The 18,369-nt window shown below is 75.5% G+C and carries 7 protein-coding genes; 1 reads left to right on the top strand and 6 read right to left on the bottom strand.

Annotation, left to right across the window (positions count from 1 at the left end; translation table 11 throughout):
- Positions 1 to 120: 120 nt before the first annotated feature.
- From JJI54_RS21050 to JJI54_RS21025, 6 genes are all read right to left on the bottom strand, one after another.
- On the bottom strand, positions 121 to 1,254 hold the full coding sequence (locus JJI54_RS21050) for a hypothetical protein (RefSeq protein WP_203075037.1): 1,134 nt from the start codon (positions 1,252 to 1,254) through the stop codon (positions 121 to 123).
- Positions 1,251 to 2,573, bottom strand: a complete 1,323-nt coding sequence (locus tag JJI54_RS21045) for an aminotransferase class I/II-fold pyridoxal phosphate-dependent enzyme (RefSeq protein WP_203075036.1) — start codon at positions 2,571 to 2,573, stop codon at positions 1,251 to 1,253. Before JJI54_RS21045 ends, JJI54_RS21050 begins: the two co-directional genes overlap by 4 nt.
- A gap of 120 nt (positions 2,574 to 2,693) precedes the next feature.
- A complete protein-coding gene (locus tag JJI54_RS21040) occupies positions 2,694 to 10,031 on the bottom strand; it encodes a type I polyketide synthase (RefSeq protein ID WP_203075035.1) in 7,338 nt (2,445 codons plus the stop codon).
- 171 nt (positions 10,032 to 10,202) lie between these two features.
- The gene (locus JJI54_RS21035) at positions 10,203 to 11,477 is read right to left on the bottom strand and encodes a glycosyltransferase family 4 protein (RefSeq protein ID WP_203075034.1); all 1,275 of its coding nucleotides are present in this window, start codon (positions 11,475 to 11,477) and stop codon (positions 10,203 to 10,205) included.
- A 319-nt stretch (positions 11,478 to 11,796) separates the two neighbouring features.
- A complete protein-coding gene (locus JJI54_RS21030) occupies positions 11,797 to 12,816 on the bottom strand; it encodes a C-terminal binding protein (protein WP_318987544.1) in 1,020 nt (339 codons plus the stop codon).
- A 181-nt stretch (positions 12,817 to 12,997) separates the two neighbouring features.
- Entirely contained in the window at positions 12,998 to 15,991 is a 2,994-nt protein-coding gene (locus tag JJI54_RS21025) for an Rne/Rng family ribonuclease (RefSeq protein WP_203075033.1), read from the bottom strand.
- Between the two features lie 868 nt (positions 15,992 to 16,859).
- Between JJI54_RS21025 and JJI54_RS21020 the strand changes: the two genes are divergently transcribed.
- A complete protein-coding gene (locus JJI54_RS21020) occupies positions 16,860 to 18,059 on the top strand; it encodes an N-acetylmuramoyl-L-alanine amidase family protein (RefSeq protein ID WP_203075032.1) in 1,200 nt (399 codons plus the stop codon).
- Positions 18,060 to 18,369 lie beyond the last annotated feature (310 nt).

Raw genomic sequence — 18,369 nt, 5'->3', positions numbered from 1 at the left:
GGCAAGGCCGCCGCGAATCCTGGCCGACGGCAGGGCGTCGGACGGTGGCATGGCCCCCATAGCCACCATGGGCGCGGCACCTGTCAATGGCGGGGGCGGCGTCCCGGGTTTCGCGGGACTTCAAGCATGGTTGGGCGATGCCGTGGGCAGCGACCACAGCCGCCACCGGCCGGTGACCGGGGCGGGCAGCCGCGCCATCGCGTTCAGCATCGCCGCATTGTCCTCGAGGATCCAGGAGATCTCGACGCGCCGCCATCCGCGCCGCTCCGCCAGGCCGAAGCCCTCCGCCAGCAGCGCGCCCATGGCGAGCGCCGAGGCGGGGTGGCGGCGGAAGGCGCGGGTGATGCCGAGCATCGGGATGCGGGCCTGGTCGGCGCCGCCCGGGATGCGCCCCGCCAGCGCCGGCAGCAGCCGCCACCAGCCCAGGGGTAACAGGCGGCCATCGCGTGGCAGCGCGGCATCGATGTTCGGCACCAGCGACAGCAGGCCGACCGGCTGCCCGTCCCAGGCCGCGAAGAAGACCTCCCCCCGCCAGAGCAGCGGGCGGAGCAGGCCGGCCAGGGTCTCGACCTCCGCCGGGGCGAGCGGCACGGCCCCCCAGTTATCCGCCCAGGCATCGTCGAAGATCGCGGCCACCAGCCGGACCTCCGCCGCGTAATCGGCGCGCCGCAGCGGGCGGATGGTGAGCCGGGCCATCTCCGTCGGGCGCGACGCGGCGAGGCGGGCGAAGCGGGCCCGGTGGCGTTCGGTGCCGAGGTCCACGGTACAGGCCAGGACATCCTTCGCGGGGCGCAGGCCCGCTTCCTCCAGCGCCGCGGGCAGCCAGGGGGGCGTGCCGGGCATGCGCAGCATCGGCGGCCGGTCGAAGAAGCCGGTCTGCGCGCCGACCTCATGGTTGATGGTGAAGGAGAGCGGGCCGAGCAGCGATTCGCGGCCGCGGGCGGCGGCGAAGCCGCGCGCCGCCGCCAGCAGCGCCCGCAGGGCCGCTGGGTCCTCCTCCACCGCCAGGAAGCCGAAGGTCGCGGGGGCGGCCGCCGCCTCCGGCACGCAGGTGGCGATGCGGCCGATGGCGCGCCCATCCCGCCAGGCCAGGAAGCGCGCGACCGCATGCGTCCGCAGGAAGCCGTTGGTGGCCGGGGCGAAGAGGCGCCGTTCCTCCCACCGTAGCCGGGGCGCCCAGTCGGGCAGCCGGGCGGGCAGGGCGTGGAACGCGGCTTCCTCCGCGCGGCCCTGGACAGGCCGGGCCTCGATCACCCAACGAGATCGGTGGGCGAGATGCCGTCATTCGCCGCGACCAGCGCCGCCACGGCGTCCCGCACATCCCGCTCCTCATGCTCGGCGGAGATGAAGAAGCGCAGCCGCGCCGCCTTTTCCGGCACCGCGGGGAAGATGATCGGCAGCGCGTTCACGCCGCGCTCCAGCAGCGCGGCGGAAACCCGCATGGCGCGCACGGTGCTGCCGAGCACGACGGGCACGATGCCGAGGCCGGCGGAGGCGCCGGTATCGAAGCCATGGGCGCGGCAGAGGTCGCGGAACAGCGTCGCATTCGCCTGCAGCTTCGCCACCCGCCAGGGCTCGGCCTCCATCGCCTCCAGCGCCGCGAGGGCGGAGGCGGCGAGCGGCGGCGCCAGGCCCACGGAATAGACGAAGCCCGGCACGGTGTGGCGCATCCAGTCGATCAGGTCGCGCCGGCCGGTGATGTAGCCGCCGCAGGCGCAGAGCGTCTTGGACAGCGTGCCCATCCAGATATCGACCTCGCCGGGGTCGATCCCCGCGGCCTCGAAGGACCCGCGGCCGGTGGCGCCGACCACGCCGAGGCCATGCGCGTCATCCACCATCAGCCAGGCATCGTGCTTGCGCGCCATGGCGACGAAGGCGGCGAGGTCCGGCACGTCCCCGTCCATGGAGTAGTGGCCTTCCACCACGATCAGCGCGCGCGCCGCGCCGCGGCGGGCGGCGGCCAGTTCACGTTCCGCCGCGCGGGCATCGTTGTGCGCGAAGGCCACGCGCCGGGCGCCGGAGAGCTTGGCGCCCTCCACCGCGGAATTGTGGATGGCGGCGTCGTGCAGGATGACGTCGCGCGGCCCCATCAGGTGGCCGATGACGGTGACGTTGGTGGCGTGCCCGCTGACGAAGGCGAGCGCCGCTTCCGCCCCGTAATGCCGCGCCAGCGCCGCTTCCAGCGCCGCGTGCACCGGGCGTTCGCCGGAGACGAGGCGGGAGGCGGAGGCCGAAATGCCGTAGCGCGCCATCGCATCCGCCGCCGCCTGGTGCAGCCGGGGATCGCCGTTCAGGCCGAGATAGTCGTAGGAGCCGAAATTGATGATGTCGCGGTTGCCGACCAGGCTGTGCCCGCCGGCGCGGCCTTCATGCGTGCGGAAGAACGGGCTTTCGATGCCGAGCGCGGCCATGCCTTCGCGCACCAGTTCCCAGTCGCGCAGGTTCTGGATGCTGCCGAAGCCGCGCCCATCGGCGGCGGCCTGCGCCTCCGGCCCTTCCCGCCGCCGGGCAAGCCGCTGCACCAGGGCGAGGCGCGCGGTGGCCGAGAGGCCGAAGCCCTGTCCCCTGACCATGCGCTAGGCCACCCGCCAGGACGGGTTGCGCCGCGCGCCGGTATTGTGGGGCATCATTGCCATGGTCGCGTGCCGAACCCCCGATGCTGTGCGCCCGGGGCATGCCCGGCGGCGGCGCCCCTACTCCGCGGCGCGGATATCCCCCGCGGCGGGCTCGAAGGCCTCCATCAGGGTGGAGATGGTGGCTTCCGTGTCCGGCTGCGCGATGGCCGTGGCGGCGATCTGCCGTGCCAGGGTCCCCACCGTCAACTCCTCGCTCAGGGCGGAGAGCGCGACCTGCACGCCGAGCCGCTGTTCGAGGCCGCCGCGCAGCTCCATCGCGCCCAGGCTGTCGAGGCCGAGCGCCGTCACCGCGGCATCGGCGCCCACCCCTTCCGGCGGCAGGCGCAGGATGCGGGCGATCTCCTCCGTCACCAGGCGCAGGACCAGCGCCTCCGCCTCCGGCCGCGGCAGGCTGGCGAGGTGCGCGCGCAGATCGTCCCGCGCGGGGGCGGCGGTGGCGGGGCCGGCGAGCACGGCCAGCATCGCCTCCCGCATGATGGGCAGGGCCAAGCGCCCTTCCGCGGCGCCCAGGCGGACGACCATCGGCGCGGTATCGCCGGCGGCCAGCAGCGCCGGCAGCAGGGCCAGCGATTCCGCCGCCGTCATGGCGGCGACGCCGAGGCGGCGGTTGAGCGTCGCGGCCTTGTCGCCATCCGCGGCCAGCATGCCGACATCGTGGATCGGCCCCCAGGCCACGGCCAGCGCCGGGCGGCCGGCGGCGCGGCGGCGGCGGGCCAGCGCTTCCAGGCCCGCATTGGCGGCGACGTAGTTGGACTGGCCGGGATTGCCGAAGGCGGTGGTGGCGCTGCTGAACAGCAGGAAGAGGGAGATCGGGTCGCCCGCCGTCAGCCGGTCCAGATTCTCCGCCGCCGCCAGCTTGGGCGCCAGCACGCGCTGGAAGCGGGCGGCATCCATGGCGGTGGCGGCGCCATCGTCCAGCACCGCGGCGGCATGCACCACGCCGCCGATCGGCCGGCCGGCCCGGATTTTCGTGAGCGTCGCGGCCAGCGCCTCCGCATCCGCGGCGTCGCAGGCGTGGATGGCGGCACGGGCGCCGAGGGCGGCGAGGTCGCGCAGCGCCGTCGCCTCCTCCCCCGGCCCATCCGCCGCCACGGCGCCGCGGCGGCTGATCAGCGCCAGGTGGCGCGCGCCCCGGGCGGCGAGCCATTTGGCGGTGGCAAGGCCGAAGCCGCGCGTGCCGCCGACCACGACGATCGTCGCCTCCGCGGGCGGCGCCCATTCCGCCGCGTCCTCCCCGGCCGGCGCGGGCGGGCGGATCACCAGCTTGCCGATATGGGCCGAGGCCTGGAGGGTGCGGAAGGCGGCCTCCACCTCCTCCGGCCCGAAGGCGGCATGGGGCAGGGGCAGGAAGCTGCCATCCTGCAGCCGGTCCCGGACCTGGGCGAGCAGCCGGGCCGCGACCCCGGGGCGGGCGCGCGGCAATTCGTCCACATCCACCGCGAAATAGCTGGCATTGCGGCGCAGCGGGCGGATCGGCGCGCGGCGATTCTCGACATAGTCGCGCTTGCCGAGCTCGACGAAGCGCCCGAAGGGCTTGAGCAGGCCGAGGCTGCGTTCCATCGCCTCCCCGGCCAGGGAGTTCAGCACCACGTCCACGCCCTCGGGCCAGGCGGCGCGGAGCGCGTCGGCGAAGCCCGGGTCGCGGCTATCCAGCACCAGCTCCGCCCCGGCGGCGCGCAGGAAGGCGCGCTTGGCGGGGCTGCCCGCCGTCATCGCCACGCGGGCGCCGGCGAGCTGCGCCACCTGCAGCGCCGCGAGGCCGACGCCGCCGGCGCCGCCATGGATCAGCACCGTCTCCCCGGCCTGCAGCCCGGCGCAGGATTCCAGCGCATGCAGCGCGGTCAGGAAGGCGACGGGGATCGTCGCCGCCTCCTCGGCGCTCAACCCATCCGGCAGCGGGGCGATCGCCTCCACCCGCGTGACCACGCGGGCGGCGAGCGCGGCCGGCGCAAAGCCGAAGACGCGGGTGCCCGGGCGGATCGCGACCCCCGGGCCGGCGGCCGTCACCACCCCGGCGCATTCCATGCCGAGGGTGGGCCCGGCGAAGCCGGCTTCCAGCACTTCCTCCGGCAGCAGGCCCTGCGCCCACATCAGGTCCCGGAAGTTCAGCCCCGCGGCTTCCACCGCGATCGCAACCTCCCCGGCGCCGGGCGCGCGTTCGGGCGCGGCTTCCCAGCGCAGCGTGCCGAGCCGGCCGGGCTGGCCGATGCCGAGCGCGAGCGGTCCGGCGGGCGGCGCGGCCGGCACCGGCTGCAGCCGTGGCACCAGGCGCTGGTCGGGGCCGAGGGTGACCTCCGCCTCCGGCGCCGGCGAATCGAGTTCGGCCGCCAGGCGCCGCGCGGCGGCGGCGGGCGGCATGCCGGGGGCGACATCGATCCGCCGCGGGCGCAGGGCCGGCATCTCGTTCGCCAGCACGCGCATCAGGCCGAGCAGCGCGGCCGCTTCCGGCTGGTGGCGACCCTCCGCCGGCTGCTGGCCGCCGCTGGTCGCCAGGATGAAGCCGCTGGCCTGGCCCTGCGCGGCCTCCGCCAGCCGGGTGATGGCGGCGAGGGTGCCGGGCAGGCCGGCGGCGTCCGGGCTGGCGCAGAGCAGGAGGCGGGCGCCGCGCAGCGTGGCGGGATCGATCGCCGCGTCGAGCGCCGCGCGCGCCACGCTGCCGCCACGGCGCAGCAGGCGGGCGGCCAGGGCATCGGCCAGGGGCAGGGATGCCGCATCGGCCAGCAGCAGGGTGCGCGGCGGCGCGGGCGGCGCGGCGGCGGGGGGCGGAGGCGCCTCCCCGGCCAGCAGCAGGGCGGGCCAGGGCGCGCAGCCCAGCGCTTCCGCCGCCACGGCGCGGAAGCCCGCATCGGCGAGGCGCCCGGTCCAGAGCGTGGCATCGGGCAGGGATCCGCCGGCCGACCCCGCGGGATCGGGGCCGAGGCCGCTCCACCAGGCCGGATCCTGGCCGCAGACGAAGGTCCAGACGCGGCCGGGCAGCGGTTCGGCCAGCAGCAGCGTGCCGCCTTCCGCCAGCGCCCGGCGCAGCGCCGACGCCATGGCGACGCCCGCCCGGGCGCGCGCGGCCGGGGCCAGGCCGATGACGAGGTCCGCCACCAGCGGCGCGGGCGCGTCCGAGAGCGGGTTCCAGACGGCGCCGGCCAGGCTGCTGCCGGCGGGCAGCCCCGGCGGCAGGGCGGGCAGGGCGACATGGCCCTCCCCCGCGGCGACATAGACCAGCGCGCGGCCGAGCGGCGCGATGCGCGCCAGCACGCGGCGCGCCAGCACGCCCCCCGCGGCACCGACTTCGAGGATGCGGATCGGCCGGGTTTCCGGCCAGGCGGCGGCCAGCGCGCCCACCGCGGCGGCCAGCGCATCCGCCAGCCGCGCCATGGCCAGGCCCTCCGCGGGCGGCGGCGCCGGATCGCGCCGCTGGCCGCGCAGCGCTTCCGGCAGCCGTTCCGCCGCTTCCGCGATCCAGGCGAGGTCGAGCGCCAGCCCCGGCTGTTCCGCCAGCACGGAGCGCCAGATGGCCTCGGCCGGCGGCAGGGCGGAATCGGGCAGCAGGCGGATGCCGCCGCGCGTCAGGGGCTCCGCCGCCCCGTCCTCGATCAGGGCGCGGCGCAGGAAGGCGTTGTAGGGCGATGCCTCCGGCGCCGCGTCGGCATGGGCGGGCATGGTGGCGTAGAGCGCCTGCGCGGCGGCCGCGACATGCGCTTCCAGCAGCAGGGCGGCCTCGGTCTGGTCCATTGCTGCGGCGGCGCTGCGCGCGGCTTCCAGCGCCGGGGCCAGGGCAGGCGTGGGCGGCGCGCCTTCCGCCGCCGGGGCCAGGGCGATGCGCCAGGCGGCATCGGCCGCGGGCAGCGCCCCGGCCTGGGTGAACATCTGGAACACCGCGCCCTCGATGCGCGCCACGGCATGGCCGGCGGCATCGCGCAGCACGGCGGAGGCGGTGACGGACCGCGCGCCGCGGCGCAGCAGCGACACCTCCGCCAGCACGGGGGGCACGGCGCCCGGGCGCGTGACGAGCCGGGCGAAGCGCACGGGGGCGATCCCGATGCCGGGCGGCAGCGCGGCTTCGGCCAGCAGGCCGAACAGGCCCTGCAGCGCCCCGTCGAGCCGGGAGGGATGCAGCAGGAAGCCGGCATCGGGGGGCGCGGCATCGGGCAGCGCCAGCCGCACCAGGGCGCGGTCAGGCTCCCCGGCGCGGCCGCCCAGGGCCTCGACGCGCTCCACCGCCGCGAAGGCGGGACCATAGGTCAGGCCGAGGCTGGCGGCCCGGGCGCGGATCGCCGGCCCCTCGATCACCGTCGCGCCGGGCAGCGGCTGCCGCGGCGGCAGGGACAGGGCGGCGGCGGAGACGGGATGGGCCTCGCCCTGCGCATGCAGGGCCCAGCCTTCGCCGGACAGGCGCCGGCGGCTTTCGAGGCGGAAGGCGCCGGCGGCATCCAGCGTGCTGCGCACCTCCCGCGTCCGCCCGGCTTCGAGGGCCAGCGGGCGGAGGATGCGGAATTCTGCCACTTCCAGGGCGGCGGCTTCCGGATGGCGGCAGCGCGCGGCGGCCAGCGCCATGTCGAGCATGCCCGAGGCCGGCAGCACCGCATCGGGGCCGAGCCGGTGATCCACCAGCCAGGGCTCCAGCTCCGTATCCAGCAGGCGCGACCAGGTGCCGGGCTCGCTGCCCTGGCGGAAGCCGAGCAGCGGGTGATCGCGCTCCGGGTCCAGCAGCCGCGTGCTTTCGGGCGTGGCCGGATGCCAGGCGGGGCGGCGGTCGAAGGGCGTCAGCGGCAGGCGGCGGATCGCCGCGCCGCGGAAGGCGGGGCCGTCGCGCGGGTCGGCGCCGCCCGCCACCAGCCGGTCCGCGATGCCGGGGAAGGGGTCCTGCGCTTCCGCGTCGCGCCGGCTGAGCGTGGCGAAGGGCGCGGCATCCGCGCCCGCGGCGCGGAACGTCTCCCGCATGTAGGATTGCAGGACGGGGTGGGGGCCGATTTCGACGAAAAGCCGCGCGCCGGCTTCCAGCGCCGCGCGGAGCGCCGCGTCGAACAGCACGGGCTGGCGGAGGTTGCGCCACCAGTAGAGCGCCCCGGCCGTGGTGCCATCCAGCACCTGGCCGGTCACGGTGGAGACGAGGGGCAGGCGCGCCGCGCCGGGCGAAAGCGCCGCCAGATCCGCCAGCAGCCCGTCCCGCACCGGGTCCATGGCGCTGCTGTGGAAGGCGAAGTCGAGGTCGAGCGGGATGAAGGAATGGCGCCGCGCCTCGGCCAGCTTCTGCAGCGCCGCCAGCGCCTCCGCCGGGCCGGCCAGGGTGACGGCGGCGGGCGCGTTGCGGGCCGCGATCTCCAGCCCCGCGCCGGCGGGGCCGAGTTCCGCGATCATCGCGGCCGCATCGGCGGCCGAGGCGCCGAGCGCCGCCATGCGCCCCACGCCCCGCATGCGCTGCTGGTGACGGCTGCGCGCCACCACCAGCCGCGCGGCGGCGGGAAGGTCCAGGATGCCGGCGGCATGGGCGGCCGCGACCTCGCCCACCGAATGGCCGAGCACGATGCCCGGCCGGATGCCCTGGGCGGCCAGCGCGCCGAGGCTGGCGACCTGGATGGCGAAGAGCAGGGGCTGGGCGACGTCGGTGGCGGCCAGTTCGGCGGCCGTGACGCCGCCCCGCAGCTTCGCCAGCGGCGACCAGCCGAGCAGCGGGGCCAGCGTGGCATCCACCGGGCGGAAGGCCCGGCGGAAGGCCGGCGAATGCGCCAGCGCGGCGCGCGCCATGCCCGCATGCTGCGCGCCATTGCCGCTGAAGACGAAGCCGATGCCGCCCGACGATGCCGGGGCGGCGGAAGCGATGCCGGCGGCCGCCGTGCCGGCCGGGGCCGCGGTGTCCGGGCGGGGGGCGGGCTGGCGCCAGGCGGCGATGGCCGCGGCCAGCGCATCGCCATCCCGGCCGCGCAGCACCAGGCGATGGGGCGACAGGTCCCGGTGGCGTGCGGCGCCCCGTGCCAGGGCGGCGGCGGTGGCGGCATCCGCGCCGCGGAGCCTGTCCTCCCACCGGCCGGCCAGGGCCGAGAGCGCGGCCGCGGAGCGGGCGGAGAGCAGCAGGGGGGGCATGGCGCCCGTCCCGGCGCCTGGCCTGGCGGCACCCTCCGCCGCCGGGCGCGCCGGCGCGGGGCCGAGCAGCACGGTGGCGTTGGTGCCGCCGAAGCCGAAGGAGTTCACGCCCGCCACCGCGCCCGGCGTAGCGCGGTCCAGCGCCTCGCCCTCGCTGCCCACGCGGATGTTCAGGGCGGGGAAGTCGATGTTCGGGTTGGGCCGGGCCTGGTGCAGCGTCGGCGGGATCCGCTCGCGTTCCAGCACCAGCATCGCCTTCAGCAGGCCCGCCAGGCCGGAGGCGGGCTCCAGATGGCCGATATTGGTCTTGATGGAGCCGATGGGCAGCGGCCGGCTGCGCCCGGTGGCGGCCTGGCCGATGGCCCAGGCCTCCGTCGGGTCGCCGGCCTGGGTGCCCGTGCCATGCGCCTCGAAATAGGCGAGGTCCTCCGCCGTGACGCCGGCTTCGGCCATGACGCGCCGGATCAGGGTGGCCTGTGCTTCCCGGTTCGGCAGCGACAGGCCGATGGTGCGCCCGGCGCTGTTGACGCCGGTGCCGAGGATGACGCCCCGCACCGCATCGCCGGCGGCGAGGGCGGCATCGAGCGGCTTCAGCAGCAGCGCGACCGCGCCTTCGCCCCGCACATAGCCATCGGCGGCCGCGTCGAAGGCCCGGCAGCGCCCGCTGGGAGAGAGCATGCCGGCGCGCGAGAAGCCGATGAAGGCAAAGGGGGAGAGCAGCATCTGCACGCCGCCCACCAGCGCGCCTTCGATCCGCCCCTCCGCGATCGCGGCGCAGGCCGCGTGCAGCGCGACGAGGGAGGAGGAGCAGGCGGTGTCGATGGTCTGCGCCGGGCCGCGCAGGTCGAAGACGTTGGTCAGGCGGTTCGACAGGATGGACAGCGCATTGCCCGTCATGAAGTAGCGGTCGCTGCCGGCGTAGTCGGGCAGCCGCAGCTCCGCGTAGTCCGTCGCCGATCCGCCGATGAAGACGCCAAGGCCGCGGCCGGCGACGGCGGAGGGGCGCCAGCCCGCATCCTCCAGCGCTTCGGCCGTGACCTCCAGCAGCACGCGCTGCTGCGGGTCCATCTCCGCCGCTTCCCGGGGGGAGATGCCGAAGGCGCCGGCATCGAAGCCGCGCGCATCGCCGATGGTGCCGGCGGCGAAGGTATGGGACCGACCGGGCTCGCCCCGGCGCGGATGCAGGAAGAGGTCGAGCGGGAAGCGGTCGGCCGGCAGGGTGGTCACGGCATCGGTGCCGGCTTCCAGCATCGGCCACAGCGCATCGAGGCCGGGCGCGCCCGGCAGCCGGCAGCCCGCGCCGACGATGGCGATCGGCATGGCCGCCCGGCCGCGGGCCCGGCCCGCGCCGGGCCTTGCCGCCCCAGGCCGCCTGGCCCGTCCTGGGCGATCGGCGCTCGTCATGCTGCTGCCCTCGTCCCGGTCAGTGGCCTGGCTTCGGCAGGGGGGCGAGGCGGAAGGCAGTGTGGCCCGGCGGGACGGCGAGCAGCGTCACGGATGGCCTTCATCGCGGCGTCCGACGCCAGGCTCCGGCCGCGCCAGGGCCGGCACGGCGGGGAGGAGCGATGGCTGGCCGATCGGCCGCTGCGCCAGGCGCACCATGAGGCGATCGACCTCGATGAAGTGGCGCTCCCAGCTCGGCGGCTTCCAGTTGGCGAGGCGGCCGAGCTGCGCGCGGCGGCCGACGCTGTCCGACCGTGCATAATCCAGCACCGCCCCGCGCCAGGCCGAGCCGTCGAGCGGGTCGAGGTAGTCCGGCGCCGCGGCCCCCACTTCCCGCAGCGCGGGCAGGTCGGAGGCGATGGCCGGCACGCCGAGGGCGAGCGCCTCGGCCAGCGGCAGGCCGAAGCCTTCGGCGAAGGAGGGGAAGAGCAGGGCGCGCGCGCCGCGCAGCAGGGAGGCCACTTCGCGGTCCGGCAGCGGGCCGGCTTCGCGCACCAGCCCGTCCAGCGCGCTGCAGCGCTCCAGCATGTCGAGCACGTTCTCGTTCTCCCACCCGCGGCGGCCGACGACCACGAGGCGGGGGGCGGCGGCGCCATGGGTGCCGGCCAGCTGCCGCCAGAGATTGAGCAGCAGGAGGTGGTTCTTGCGCGGCTCGATGGTGCCGAGCACGACGAAATAGGGGCGCAGCGCCACGGGCGGCGCTTCCACCATGGGCGGCGTGACGCCGAGCGGCGCGACCGCGACCTGGGGCGGGGAGGGGCGGGCGCTGAGCCAGGGCATCAGCTCGGCCGCCGTCGCGGCGGAATTGACGATGATGGCGTCCGCCAGCGCGGCGGTGGTGACGATGCGGCGGCGATGCTTCTCCGCATGGCCGGCCCGGGCGAATTCGGGGTGGTGCAGCGGGATCAGGTCATGGATCAGCGGCACGAAATGGCAGCCCTGCCGCCGCAGCGCGGCGATCCGCGCCGGCCGTTCCAGGGCGCGGTGGGACACCAGCAGGAAGCATTTCGGGCCCGGCCTGCGCAGCGCCTCCACCAGCGCCCCGCGCCCGAAGGGCAGGGAGAGGCGGGCCCGGCGCGCGGCACCGGTCGCGATCCGCGTGCCGCTCTCCCACGCTTCCTCCAGCGCGGTGACGAGTTCACGGACGAGCGAGGCCGGCAGGGCCGCGAAGCCCAGCAGGGGAACTTCCGCGACGAAGGTGCATTCCGTTGGAGCCAGGTTGGCCCAGTGCCTCGCATAGGCCAGTTCGACCCGGTCGATGCCGGAGGGGGCGGTCCGATGGGCGACGCTCAGCAACCGGGATATGTCGAGGAAGACGTGCATGCCTACCGGTTCCCTCGCCAGGGAGATGGCCGCCATCCCAGGATTTTCGCCTCATGGCGGGCCAAACCGCTGATCTCCTTGGCAAGGAAGTCAATCTTGTAGCGACTGACGCTGTCCTGCGGCACACATTAGTGTGTGACTGTGTGCACCGCGTCAATCTCTTTTTTTCAACGATGCCGAAACTTTCGCGCGTTGCGTGTAGGGAGCTCGCCGCCCGGTTGCCATGATTCGGCAGCCCGGGAGGGCGATCCCGGGGCAGCCCCGCGGGCGGGGCGTGCCCTTTATCGCGGGAGTGTTACGGCGATGCAGCCGGGCGCCGTCAATCCTGCTCCGGCCGGATCACATTCGTTTGCAGGCCGAGCACCAGCACGTCCCGCATCGTCTCCGCGCTTTTCCGGCGGATGTCGTCCCAGGCATGGGGCGTGTGGAAGGCGCTGTGGGGCGTGATGACGACGCGGCCCTTCAGCCATTCCTCCCGGGCGCGATAGGCGGCCAGCAGGCCCGGCACCGGGTCCACCGGCGGTTCCACGGGAATCACGTCGAGCCCCGCGCCGGCCAGGTGGCCGGAGCGCAGCGCCGCCTCCAGCGCATCGATGTCGAGGCTGGTGCCGCGCGCCGTGTTCACCACCACGGCGCCCTGGGGCAGCCAGGCCAGTTCCCGCGCGCCGATCATGCCCCGCGTCGTGCGGGTGTCCGGCACGTGGATGGAGAGGATGTCGGCGCCGCGCATCAGCTCCTCCAGCGTCCGCGCCCGCTCGATGCCCAGCGCGCGGTCCACGCCGTTCGGCAGGTAGGGGTCGAAGAAGCGGACCTTGAAGCCGAAGGCCTTGGCCCGCAGCGCGACCGCGGTGCCGATGCGGCCGAGGCCGATGATGCCGAAGCCCTGTTCCTGCGCGCGCTTGATCAGCGGGCTGTCCACGTAGCGCCAGGCGGCCGGCGGCGATTCGCGCTGCAGGTCGTGGTGCAGGATCACGCCGCGGGTCAGCGACAGGACCAGCGACATCGCATGGTCCGCGACTTCCATGGTGCCGTAGTCCGGCACGTTGCAGACGGTGATGCCGCGCGCCGCGCAGGCCGCGCGGTCCAGCCGGTCATACCCCACGCCCATGCGCACCACGACCTTGAGCTTCGGGAAGCGGGCGATGTGCTGCGGGCGCAGCCAGTGGCGGAAGATCAGCAGGCCATCGACGCGGGCGCAGACATCGTCGGACAGCATGTCGAGCGATTCGGTGTGGGGCGCGCCGCCATGCAGCATGTCCACGGCCGGGCCGAGGATCTCCTGCTCCAGCACGGTGTCGGGATACATGCCCTCGGGCTCGAGGACGGTCAGCTGCGCCACGCCATGCACTCCCCCTGCGCCGGCCCCGCCGGCTGGTCCGCCGCACCATCACCGCTTGGCCGCCCGGCTGCAACCGGGGGGAGGGGAGGGCAGCCATGCGGCTGGCGGCAGGCCGGAATGACGAGGCCGCCGGGATGCGCTCCCGGCGGCCCCGATCAGGCGATCCGCGTGGCGGCCGGGATCAGCGGCGCCACCAGCCGCGCTTGCGCGGCAGGTCGGCCTCCGCGCCCTCGCCCAGCACGATCGGGGCGATGGGCGGCGCGGCCACGACCTCCGGCGCTGCCGGCGGCGTGGCTTCGGGCGCCGGGCCAGGTTCCGGCGCGGCGGGGGTGAAGCTGGCCTCGGCCCGGGCCTCGAAGCTGGCACCGACCGTGACAGAAGGGGCCTCCGGCGCGGGTGCTTCCGGGGCCGGGGCTTCGGCGGCGGGGGCTTCGGCGACAGGCGCTCCCGCGGCGGGAGCCTCCGCGACGGGGGCCTCCGCGATGGGGGCTTCCGAGGCGGGGGCCTCCGCGACGGGCGCCGCCTCGGTGGCTTCGACGACGGGGGCGGCCGCCGGCGCCGGGGCGCGGCGCGTGGTCACGGCGCGGGCCGCGGCTTCCTCCGCCGCTTCCATGGCGGAGAAGATGTCGTCCATATGCCCGGCGAAGGGGTCGGCCGGCGTCGGCGCGCGGCGCGGCGGCGGCGCGGTGGCGGCCGGCGATTCCTCGCCCGCGGCCTCCTCGCCCTCGCGCCGGCGGCGCCCGCCGCGGCGGCCGCGGCGGCGGCGCGCGGCGCCCTCATCCTCGGCGGCCTCGGGCGCGGGCGCCTCGGCGTCCGGCGACGGGCCATCGGCATCCGGGGAGGCGGCGACGGATTCGGCGATCGCCTCGGCCACCGCCTCGGCGCTCATCTCCTCCTCCTCGCCCTCATCCTCGGCGCCGGCATTGGCACCCTCGCCCGAACCCTCGGGGCGGCCTTCCAGGCCCTCTCGCCGGCCGCCACGGCGGCGGCGGCGGCGGCGGCGGCGCTGGCCCTCGGCGGAGGAATCGCCCTCGGCCTCCGGCGCGCCTTCGCGCGGCGCGCCGCCCTCGGCCCGCGGCTCCCGCGGCGGGCGCTGGTCGCGCGGCTCCCGCTGGCGGGGCGGGGGCGGGGCCTCCTCCTCGGTCTCCTCCAGCGTATCGACCTCGGGCTCCTCGGGCTCCGGCGCGTAGTCCATGCGCAGCGCGCTGGGGCGTTCGGCGATGGCGTCGGGGTTCTGGGCGCGGGTGCGCTCGATCCGCAGCGCGGGGGGGATCAGCGTGTCGTCCGGCTGCACCAGCACGGACATGGCGTATTTCTGCTCGATCTGGCTCAGCCGCTCGCGCTTGCGGTTCAGCAGCCAGAGCATGACCGGCGTCGCGACATGCACGATGATCTCGGCGGCGCGGCGCTTGGCGCCTTCCTCCTCGATCGCGCGCAGGACCTGCAGGCCGCTGCTTTCCACGCCGCGCACCAGGCCGCGGCCCTGGCAATGCGGGCAGGCGACATAGGCGTGTTCGACGACGCTGGGGCGCAGCCGCTGGCGCGACATCTCCAGCAGGCCGAAATGGCTGATGCGGCCGACCTGGATGCGCGCGCGGTCCTGCTTCAGCGCTTCCTTGAGGCGGCGCTCCACCATCCCGTCATGCTTGTTCGACTCCATGTCGATGAAGTCGATGACGATGAGGCCCGCGAGGTCCCGCAGCCTGAGCTGGCGCGCGACCTCGTCGGCCGCCTCCAGGTTGGTGCGCAGCGCCGTGTCCTCGATGTGCCGGTCGCGGGTGGCGCGGCCGGAGTTCACGTCGATGGCGACCAGCGCCTCGGTCTGGTTGATGACGATGTAGCCGCCGGACTTCAGCTGCACGGTCGGGCTGTGCATGGCGTCCAGCTGCGCATCGACGCCATGGCGGGCGAAGAGCGGCACGCCGTCCCGCACCGGGCGGACCTTGCTGGCATGGGCCGGCATCAGCATGCGCATGAATTCGCGCGCGTCGTTGTAGGCGTCCTCGCCATCCACCAGCACTTCCTCGACGTCCTTGCCATAGACGTCGCGGATGGAGCGCTTGATGAGGTCCGCTTCCTCATAGATCAGGGCGGGGGCGGAGCTCGCGAAGGTGCGTTCCCGGATGCCGTCCCAGAGCCGCAGCAGGTATTCGCAGTCCCGCTTGATCTCGGGCTTCGGCCGGGCGGCGCCGGCGGTGCGCACGATCAGCGACATGCCCTGGGGCAGGCCCTGCTCGTCGATGATCTCCCGCAGGCGCTTGCGGTCCGCCGCCGAGGTGATCTTGCGGGAGACGCCGCCGCCGCGGGGCGAATTCGGCATCAGGACCGAGAAGCGGCCGGCGAGCGAGATGTAGGTGGTGAGCGCGGCGCCCTTCGAGCCCCGCTCCTCCTTCACCACCTGCACCAGCATGATCTGGCGGCGCTTGATGACTTCCTGGATCTTGTAGTGGCGGAGGAAGCGGGGCGGGATGCGGCGTTCGCGCGCGTCATCCTCGGTCGTGCCGCCGACCGTCTCCGGCGGGGGGGCATCGGCGTTGCCGACGCTCTCGTATTCGTCCTCGCGCCGGTCATCCTCGCGCCGGTCATCTTCGCGGCGGTCATCCTCGCCGCGATCCTCCTCGGCGGCGGCCTCGGCATCCGCCTCGGCGGCGGGCTGTTCGGCGAGCTGCCCGGGGGCGTCGGGCGCGGCGCCTTCGGCGGGGGCCTCGCCTGTCACGGTCTCGGCCGGCGGTGCCTCGGCCGTCACCTCGACGACCGCGATCGCCTCGGGCTCGGCGGCCTCGGCTTCCAGCTCCGCCGCGGCGGCGGCTTCCAGCGCGCCGTTCAGCGCGGCATCGATGTCGCGGGCCGCCTCCTCGGCATCCTCGCGCTCCTGCTCCTCCCGCGCCTCGGCCTGCTGCATCTCGATGAGGCGCTGCCGGTCGGCGACGGGAAGCTGGTAGTAGTCGGGGTGGATCTCGCCGAAGGCGAGGAAGCCGTGCCGGTTGCCGCCATATTCGACGAAGGCGGCCTGGAGGCTCGGTTCGACCCGCACGACGCGGGCGAGGTAGATGTTGCCCTTGAGGGGCATCCTGTTGGCCGACTCGATGTCGAAGGCTTCGAGCCGGTTGCCGTCCAGCACCACCACCCGGGTCTCTTCCGGGTGGGATGCGTCGATCAGCATGCGCTTGGTCATGGGTGAGGGGACTCCGCACCGCGCTGGCCTGGGGGTCCGCCCAGGGGCCGGCAGCGGCGGCAGGGGGTGGCGGGGCCCGGGAAGCGACGGAATCGCGGCAGGAAGGTTTCCATGCGGCGGCGATCCGGTCCTCTTCTCGGCGGGTCGGCCTGGCGGCACGACCCTGTTGGGTTCATTGGGAGCGATGAGCCCGGGGGTGACCCCATGGCAGACCGTTCCCGGCGGGCGCGCCTCGCGCTGCCCCGGAAACCCTTCAATCGGCAGCCCCCTTGAGCTGGTCTCCCGAACGCGGTCCAGGGGACAGCGGTCCAGGCGGGGGCGCCGGTTGCAGGCGCAATCGGGCGGGCGGCGTGGGCATGGAACGCATCCCCGCCGAACGGTGCCCAAGGAGCAATCCAGGGGCCGGCCAGCGGGAAGGATGCGCCGCATGCGCCGCGCCGGCGGGATCGGGGGCCGCGGCACCTGGCGAAACGCGGCGATGGGCGGCGCCCGATCACCATGCCAGGACTAAGGCCACCACTGGCGCATCACCGGCCACGATCTCGGGGCGGGATGCGGGCCGGGCGGCCGCGCGAACACAAGGATCCCACCAGCGGCTGACGCCACCGGGGCGACCCACCATAGGCGGTGCAACCGGGGGCCACAAGGCGCCGCGGCCACACACCCGGCTTTGGGCAGCGCGCCACCCGATCGCCGATTCGTGCGATGGGCGCAAGCCGGCCCCGGCGGCGGCCCGCGGGCCCCGGGGTGCCGCCCGTTGAAGCGCGATCTCAACGGATGCTGGCAAGTGCCCGCCCCGCCATGGCATCATGCCGCCATTCCGGCGCCGGGGGGCGGTGCCGGCGCCTGCGGGGGACTACCCGACACCATGCTGGGTCGCCGTGCCTTGGCGAGCCTCGCGCTCGCCTTCGCCGCCCTGCCGCCGCCGCGGCCGGCCGAGGCCGCCGTCACCGATGCCACGCTGGAACCGGCGGGCGACGGCGCGCGGCTGACCCTGGCCCTGCCGGCCGGCACGCGCTGGCGCCTGGTCGCCGCCACCCGCCCGAACCGCCTGGTGCTGGCCACGCCGGGCGCCGCCTGGCGCGGACCGGCGAGCCTGGGCTCGGCCGGGCCCGTGCGGCGCGGAGTCGCGGAACGCGGGCAGATGCGGCTCGATCTGCTGCGCCCCGCCGCCGTGAAGCGCGTGGAGGAAAGCCGCGGGCGCCTGGTCATCGAACTGGAACCGACCACCGCCGGCGGCTTCGCCCGCCTGGCAGCAGCGGGACGGCCACTGGCGGAAAGCGGCACCGCCACCGCCTCCAACCTCGGCCGGTCCCAGCCCGGCGGCGCGCAGCCCGGGGCCAGCACCCCGCGCAGCCCCGCCCGCGCCGGGCCGCTGCCCCTCGTCGTGCTCGATCCCGGCCATGGCGGGCGGGACCCCGGCACCATCGGCACCCGCGGCACGCAGGAAAAGCGCATCGTCCTGGCCGCGGCGGAGGAGCTGAAGAAGTTGCTGGAGGCCGGCGGCCGCTGCCGGGTGGCCCTGACGCGCAGCAACGACCGCTTCGTGCCGCTGGGCGACCGCGTCGAATTCGCGCGCCGGCGCCAGGCCACCCTCTTCGTCTCGCTGCACGCGGACAGCGCGCCGGGTGCGCGCGGCGCCTCCGTCTATACGCTCGGCGACAGCTCCGACGCGCTCGCCGGCGCGCTCGCCCGGCGGGAGAACCTGGCGGACCGCGCCGGCGGCCTCCGCCTCCCCTCCGTGCCGCCCGAGGTGCAGGCCATCCTCCTCTCCCTCATGCGGGCCGAAACCCGCGCCGGCAGCGCCCGCATGGCCGGGCTGGTGGTGGAGGAACTGGGGGAGGACGTGCCCCTGCTGCCCAACACCCACCGCCAGGCGGGCTTCGTGGTCTTGAAGGCGCCCGAGATCCCCTCCGTCCTGGTGGAGATGGGCTTCCTTAGCCACCCCGCCGACGAAGCCGCCCTCCGACGCCCCGACCACCGCGCCAAGGTCGCCCGCGCGCTGGGCCGCGCCATCCATGGCTGGCTGGCACGGGCGGGAACGGCGGAGGCGCTGGCAGCGGGGTAGCGGGGCTGGCGTTGCGGCGGTTGCCCTGGAGAGGGGCTGCTCGCCCCTCTCCAGACCTCTCCCTCGCCAGGGGGCAACGGCCCCCTGGACCGCGAGGTTATTGGTCGTTGGAGGGAGGGGCGCGGCACGACCGCTTGCCCGGCGCGCGCTCCGCGCCCCTCCCTCCAACGACCAATCTCATGGGTTCCCAGCAACCGTCTTGCGCTGGGCGTGGTGGGGTCAGGCGGTCTGGTGGTTGGAGGTGGCCCAAGGCTGTCGTGTGCGCATCATGGCGTTCAGGATGACGACGAGTTTGCGCATGACGGCGCCG

This window comes from Falsiroseomonas ponticola (assembly GCF_016805305.1).
In the GTDB taxonomy this organism is placed as follows: domain Bacteria; phylum Pseudomonadota; class Alphaproteobacteria; order Acetobacterales; family Acetobacteraceae; genus Falsiroseomonas; species Falsiroseomonas ponticola.
This window is presented reverse-complemented; position numbering and strand designations above follow the sequence as displayed.

Coding starts and splice junctions, on each gene's coding strand:
- JJI54_RS21035 (WP_203075034.1), bottom strand. CDS start 11,477: ATGCACGTCTTCCTCGACATATCCCGGTTGCTGAGCGTCGCCCATCGG.
- JJI54_RS21045 (WP_203075036.1), bottom strand. CDS start 2,573: ATGGTCAGGGGACAGGGCTTCGGCCTCTCGGCCACCGCGCGCCTCGCC.
- JJI54_RS21020 (WP_203075032.1), top strand. CDS start 16,860: ATGCTGGGTCGCCGTGCCTTGGCGAGCCTCGCGCTCGCCTTCGCCGCC.
- JJI54_RS21040 (WP_203075035.1), bottom strand. CDS start 10,031: ATGCCGATCGCCATCGTCGGCGCGGGCTGCCGGCTGCCGGGCGCGCCC.
- JJI54_RS21025 (WP_203075033.1), bottom strand. CDS start 15,991: ATGACCAAGCGCATGCTGATCGACGCATCCCACCCGGAAGAGACCCGG.